This is a genomic window from Shewanella sp. SM95 (assembly GCF_025653595.1).
Taxonomy (GTDB): Bacteria; Pseudomonadota; Gammaproteobacteria; order Enterobacterales; family Shewanellaceae; genus Shewanella; species Shewanella oncorhynchi.
This window is the reverse complement of sequence record NZ_JAKKSE010000050.1, coordinates 1-5,564: the sequence shown is the minus strand read 5'-3', so window position 1 is coordinate 5,564 and position 5,564 is coordinate 1. Positions and strand designations below refer to the sequence as shown.

Annotated in this window: 10 protein-coding genes and 1 pseudogene; all 11 read right to left on the bottom strand. The window is 44.3% G+C overall.

Going from position 1 to position 5,564, the window contains the following annotated elements:
- Positions 1 to 145 precede the first annotated feature (145 nt).
- The 11 genes and pseudogenes from L5M29_RS23510 to L5M29_RS23470 all read right to left on the bottom strand — a co-directional run bounded on the left by L5M29_RS23510 (position 146) and on the right by L5M29_RS23470 (position 5,421).
- Positions 146 to 520 carry a hypothetical protein gene (locus L5M29_RS23510; protein ID WP_263170343.1) on the bottom strand — a complete coding sequence of 125 codons (375 nt, stop codon included), beginning with the start codon at positions 518 to 520 and terminating at the stop codon, positions 146 to 148.
- Complete coding sequence (locus tag L5M29_RS23505; protein ID WP_263170341.1) at positions 520 to 750, bottom strand: hypothetical protein; 231 nt, start codon at positions 748 to 750, stop codon at positions 520 to 522. Before L5M29_RS23505 ends, L5M29_RS23510 begins: the two co-directional genes overlap by 1 nt.
- Before the next feature lie 114 nt (positions 751 to 864).
- A complete protein-coding gene (locus L5M29_RS23500) occupies positions 865 to 1,128 on the bottom strand; it encodes a type II toxin-antitoxin system RelE family toxin (protein ID WP_263170340.1) in 264 nt (87 codons plus the stop codon).
- Positions 1,112 to 1,336 carry a TraY domain-containing protein gene (locus L5M29_RS23495; protein ID WP_011839958.1) on the bottom strand — a complete coding sequence of 75 codons (225 nt, stop codon included), beginning with the start codon at positions 1,334 to 1,336 and terminating at the stop codon, positions 1,112 to 1,114. The genes L5M29_RS23500 and L5M29_RS23495 overlap by 17 nt, the downstream gene beginning before the upstream one ends.
- Before the next feature lie 85 nt (positions 1,337 to 1,421).
- On the bottom strand, positions 1,422 to 1,646 hold the full coding sequence (locus L5M29_RS23845) for an MbeD family mobilization/exclusion protein (protein WP_220733664.1): 225 nt from the start codon (positions 1,644 to 1,646) through the stop codon (positions 1,422 to 1,424).
- Positions 1,647 to 2,108 (bottom strand): MbeB family mobilization protein, encoded by a 462-nt coding sequence (locus L5M29_RS23840; RefSeq protein ID WP_411569053.1) that lies wholly within the window; start codon positions 2,106 to 2,108, stop codon positions 1,647 to 1,649. It lies immediately after the preceding gene.
- A 325-nt stretch (positions 2,109 to 2,433) separates the two neighbouring features.
- Positions 2,434 to 2,676 (bottom strand): annotated as a pseudogene (locus L5M29_RS23835) (relaxase/mobilization nuclease domain-containing protein); the annotation flags it as partial.
- 116 nt (positions 2,677 to 2,792) lie between these two features.
- Complete coding sequence (locus L5M29_RS23485) at positions 2,793 to 3,113, bottom strand: MobC family plasmid mobilization relaxosome protein (protein ID WP_411569054.1); 321 nt, start codon at positions 3,111 to 3,113, stop codon at positions 2,793 to 2,795.
- The gene (locus tag L5M29_RS23480) at positions 3,106 to 3,381 is read right to left on the bottom strand and encodes a hypothetical protein (protein ID WP_263170333.1); all 276 of its coding nucleotides are present in this window, start codon (positions 3,379 to 3,381) and stop codon (positions 3,106 to 3,108) included. Before L5M29_RS23480 ends, L5M29_RS23485 begins: the two co-directional genes overlap by 8 nt.
- Before the next feature lie 606 nt (positions 3,382 to 3,987).
- Complete coding sequence (locus tag L5M29_RS23475) at positions 3,988 to 4,914, bottom strand: replication initiation protein (RefSeq protein WP_263170331.1); 927 nt, start codon at positions 4,912 to 4,914, stop codon at positions 3,988 to 3,990.
- A 186-nt stretch (positions 4,915 to 5,100) separates the two neighbouring features.
- A complete protein-coding gene (locus L5M29_RS23470; protein ID WP_263170328.1) occupies positions 5,101 to 5,421 on the bottom strand; it encodes a hypothetical protein in 321 nt (106 codons plus the stop codon).
- Positions 5,422 to 5,564: the final 143 nt, after the last annotated feature.

Below are 5,564 nucleotides of genomic sequence, written 5' to 3'. Positions count from 1 at the left end.
GATCCGTTAAGGAAAACTTTCCATCAAATCCCTCAACATGCCTAGAAAGATCAGAAAAAGAAGTGTTATCGTAATTTGTAATACGCTCTATTATTTTATTTTCCATTACAATTTAATCTCAAATTATTTATTAAAATATAGTGAGTTACCAAACTTTAACGTCTATTACTTCAAAGCGAAAACTTGATATTTCAGGTGAATACTCAAAATTACTTGGCATATTGAATACATATTCTCCTTTCGGTATGTTCCTTATGCTAGCAGGCCAAAATTCCTTGGTATTCACAGGCGAGTTAAGCTTATCGTATGCTGTAATTTTGACCTGAACGCCAATAGGAGTATTACAGCTATGTTCAATCACACCAACGCCACCCATGAACCAACATGGTTTATTTATTGAGTTACACTTATCGATAAACTTTCCATTTATATTTTTCACTGAAACATCCTGAATATTACATTCAGACATTGCAAAACTACTAAAAAAAATTAATGGGAGCATTAAAGTTAAAGTGCGCATCAGAAACTCACATTATCAAGTAATGGAACATTTACAAATTGACCTATCGTCCAGTTTTTTTCTTCTAAAATACGCAATGGGGTGCACTCAGGAACGAGGAAGTAATGGTTATATAACGCTTCTCCACTATTACCATGGTTTTCTTTTAAATCCTCAATGTAGAGCCCAATTTCATCTAAATCATCAATAGATAATTCGAGGAATTTAGCCAAAGAACTTTGGTTATCCATATATAAGCCATCCCTTCTAAAACTTAATTTAAATACATATTACCAGAGCCAAAAAAATACACAAGCTATTGAATTATTGACGATTACGTCAAAATCTAACAAAGGAAAAACTTGCTAATAGATCTCTTTCCTGTGACCTATCAGCGCAGCCAAAATAACTAACTTGTCATCTTGAATGTCACAAAGCACTCGATAGTCACCGACTCGATAACGCCAAAAAATACCCAAATCACCCTTCAGGGGCTTTCCTGACGTTCTCGGATCGTCCAATATCGCTATGCGCTGTTCCAAAAAATCCAGAATGCGTTTAGCGTTCTGCTTATCCATTTTTTTTAGTGATTTTAGCGCTCGTTCTGAGTAATCAATTGTCCAAGCCAAGAGACGCCCTCACATCTTCGCTACTGTAGGTTTTTTCAGCCCCTTTACGAATATCAGAGACAATCTGAGCCGCAAGATAGTAATCCTCCAGATCCTCTAAATGAGTCAAAATAGCTTCTCTGGCGTAAAAGGTTTTTGTTCTACCGGTTTGATCTGCCAAAGCAGCCAGACGGGTTTCAATATCATCAGGTAACCGTATTGCTAACATAATTAAATCCTCCACTGCTATACACGCATAGCATACGCCATTTATCGATTTAATCCACGATCATTTCTTCGGCCGCGCTGCATCGCTATCTGGTTAGCAATGTCATTAATCTGCTCAGTTGCGATTCCAAGCCGTTGACCTGCTCTGCTAAGCTCTTTACCTGCGTTTTGAGTGCCTGATTCTCTGCTGACGTAGTGGTGAACATGTGCTGCAAAGCCTTGTAGCTGCTCGATAATGCCGTTTGTTGCTGCTCTTGCTGCTGCTGAAACGCTTTTACAGATTCTAGTAACTGTGACTCTAATTCCGTCATTTATTTTTTCTCCAATTTGATCGCGCTTTGCTTGCCTACCGTCCAATTCGGATCGGCTTTCCAACCGTTCGGTAGCAGGATGAAACGCTCGCCCTGTGGGTTCTGGTGTAGTGCTATCCCGAACATTTGATTCTGTAACAATTTCAAGGTTTGTTCTTGTGCGTTTATCGCTGCAAGGTTCTCGGCTATCTGGTTGCCCTGATACCACAGGACACCCTGAATCGAGACTAAAGCGATTGTTAGAGTCGCCACTATCCAAACCCATGATCTGAGCACTAAGCGGTTCATAATCACGTTCTGGGCGATTATGTCGCTTTTGATTTTGTTGGCGCTTGAGTTCAATGCCTCTAGCACAGATTGCTCGTGCCTCTCGAATTCGCGTTTCAGCCTGATCTCGGTAGCGGATGCTTGCTGCTTCGATTTCGCCTCGAAGTCCTTCGCCAAATCTAAAATTTTGCTCATAGATCATGCCCTTCAATCGAATGTTTCGCCCCCCGTCAGGGTTGGCAATGGAAATACTGTTTTTGGTCTGCCTGACCACCTCAAAACCCGCACTGGAAAGCGTTTTAACCACACTATCGCGGTTGGTGATGCTGCCCGAACCAGCCAAGCGCAACAGGCCATCCGTGAGCGCCTGAGCCGCTTTCTGTGTGTCTAATGGCAGGTTGCGGGGAGTAACTAATTCGCGACAGTGAATAGGGTCGTCTGGATCGTGTAATTGATGCTCTGCATTCACCCCGATTTTCCATGCGTTAACCCTTGGTTTGTCAGCCTTTTCGTAGTACGGTTGCAGGCGTTTACCGCTGATTAATTCAATGTTCGGGATAATAAAATTCAGTTCTAGCCGCCCTTTGTCGCGGTGCTCTACCCATAAGCATGAATACTGATCTGCATCCAGACCAGGGAGCAGCATTTTTTCAAAATCGGACATCAATTTGTCTTTGGTTTCGCGGGGTAAATCGGCCTCCGCGAATGACAGAACGCCAGATGTGTATTTTTTGGCGTAGGGGCTGGAATCAATCAGCGCCATGATCACCGCAGGATCACCCCTATCGAGCGTTGCGCCCTCCCGCTGGCGGTCACGCCCCAGCAGATAGTCAACTGGCCCTGATCCACGGCCAGAGCCGCGAGGATGGAATTTCACAATCATGCGCTGTGCTCCGCTCGAATGGCCGCGAGCTGCCGCTCGATACTGACCAGTGCGCCCATGATGGCCGCACGGTCAACCGTCCCGCTATTGGCGTTCACGACACGCGCAATCTGATTCAGGTTGTTGCCCATGCCAGCGAGCTGCCGCAATAGTTCGGGGGCTACTGTAGGCGCTGGGGGGGGGCGTTTGGCTGGGGTGCCTAGGCATGTCTCCCGCATCCATTCTGCCAAACGCAGTTTGGTACATCGCTGATGTAGAGCCTGATATTCCTCGTCCGTACAGCGAATTTTGATTTCCCTTTGGCGTTTCTTATTCATTGGTTTTGGCTCTATGAATGGCCTCGCGGATACGTTCAACGGCATCAGCGCCCACGGTATCAACCTGTTCAACCCCTGCATTTATCAGGGTTTGCAGCGCGTTGATATCCTCCCGATTAAACGTAACAGTTACCACATTAGCCGCTCGTCTGGCACGGTACGCTGCCTGTTTTTCGGCTGCGGTCATGGCGCGGCCAGTCCGAGGCCGTCCCCGTTTGGCGGGAGCAGGTATGAGATCCAGAGTTTTGCTGTCGTGTGCGTCTTTCATGGTTCCTCCATTATAGTAACTGTTACCGTAAACCGCTGTTTTCTTTTTGGGGGTTTCGGGGGGTCCCCCCCTGAACCAGCTCACAGAAGGGGAAACGCGAAGCGTCCCCTCTGTGTATGCTGGCTTAAAGCGTAAAAAGAGTGTAGCAGACGTTGGAAAAACAAGCAACTATTAAAAGTAACAGTTACCTTAATAGGCCATAACATTCAAGTAACTGTTACTAATAATGTTCATATGGAACACTGCCGCGCTGGGCTAGTTAAGCGTGACTAGGAGGATCAGGGGGCTTTTAGATGAAAAGAGGCTATTTGAAGCTGTACTAGTGAGTAAAATGGAACACTGCCGCGCTTCGCTTGGCTGCTGACTAGGCTCATTTCGCAGACAAGCTGCTCAATCGCTAGTCCAGCGAGTACGAATGATTTTCTTATTTTCTTGAGATGTATTGGAGGAATACTATTTAAGTAACAGTGACTATAAACGAGGCTATTATCTGATATGGCTTTGTTTTCGCGATCGCTATTTCGAGTGGGAGTTGTCTAATAGGGTAAAGCACCCCGAAAAAGCAAAGAGCGGGGCTATTATCTGATATGGCTTGTTTTTTCCGCTTCATTTTAACCAATTACGAATTGTCCGTGTAGTGACACCCAAATCTTCAGCTATACACGCCTGATCATAGCCCTGTTTTATCATCTGTTGCACTGTGGGTAGTAGTTCGGCTTTACTTGATGGCCTGCCACCACCCTTTGATATTTTACCGCCCTTGGCTCCCTGTCTGGCCTGCCAAGCACTAAAACCTTCTTTGGTCATGCGCTTGTGTGTCCATCGTGCAACAGATTTAGCCGTGGCTTTGACCTCGGATAATGGTAACGGTGACGTAAATTCTCGGTTGTTATATCCTTCGCCTCGGGTTAAAACCGCTTCGAACCAGCGTTCATACTGCGGATAACCTTGTCTAATGGCCTTGTAAGCCCACTCAGAGAGATAATCGAATAAATTGCAGTTACGGCCAAGGCCATTACTTGGAAGCCTGCCACGGCCGTTATAGGCGCTTAAATCGAGATAGTCGGCTAACCAATCGAGTGTGTAGAGATTTGGCTCCCACGTAGAAACGAGCCAATGCGGATTTAACGGGTTTTTGCAGATTAGCCCTGTGTAGCCCTCGTCCGATCCGAGTTTTGCCCTTAGAGCGGCTTCTACGGCCGCTGCGTAGCGTAAAGCCTTACTGCTTCCATCTGGGGCGGTACGAATTGGGATCTCTAGGCCATAAATCAAATGCGCGTGACCGTTTTCGCGGTTAGTTGCGACGATATTGGGGGCTGGGGCCCCCGCATCTTCCCAACACAAGGTCGCGCCGAGACGATCGACATCAAACACGAGCCAATATTTATGAGTCGGCCCATTGTGTTGAATATAGCGAGATTTAACGGCTTTTTTAGCCGCAATGATGCTCAAACCATTAGATAAATTGTCAGAATAGTAGGGTTTTTTGGGTAAACGCTGTTCAAAAAGCGTTAATTGATGGGCTGCATTCAAAAAGCACCGCTCAAATGGCGGTTATTAGGTTGATATGTTTGATCCATGTGTTAATATTCTCTTAGGATTTATCCTGACCCTGAACTCACATATCTTCCGCCAAGTTGATTGATGTGATTCGGGGTTTTGTTTTTCTAGCGTTAGATTACGCTATCTAAGTTTTTTTGCTGCTATTACTTAGAAAAATCATTTTATTAAAGTGAAAGTTACAGGATAAAAATGATCACTATCGTAACTTCTCAACTTCTTAGCTAAAGGCATATTGGGAAACAAGCCATCTATCATGTAGGTCCTCATAGATGTGTGAATCATTTTTATCTTCCCATCATCAATCAGCTTCAAAATAACTTCTGCGGCTTCTTCAGAAATATTATTCCAAAAAACTACACCTTTATTGTTAGGATCCGTTAAGGAAAACTTTCCATCAAATCCCTCAACATGCCTAGAAAGATCAGAAAAAGAAGTGTTATCGTAATTTGTAATACGCTCTATTATTTTATTTTCCATTACAATTTAATCTCAAATTATTTATTAAAATATAGTGAGTTACCAAACTTTAACGTCTATTACTTCAAAGCGAAAACTTGATATTTCAGGTGAATACTCAAAATTACTTGGCATATTGAATACATATTCTCCTTTCGGTATGT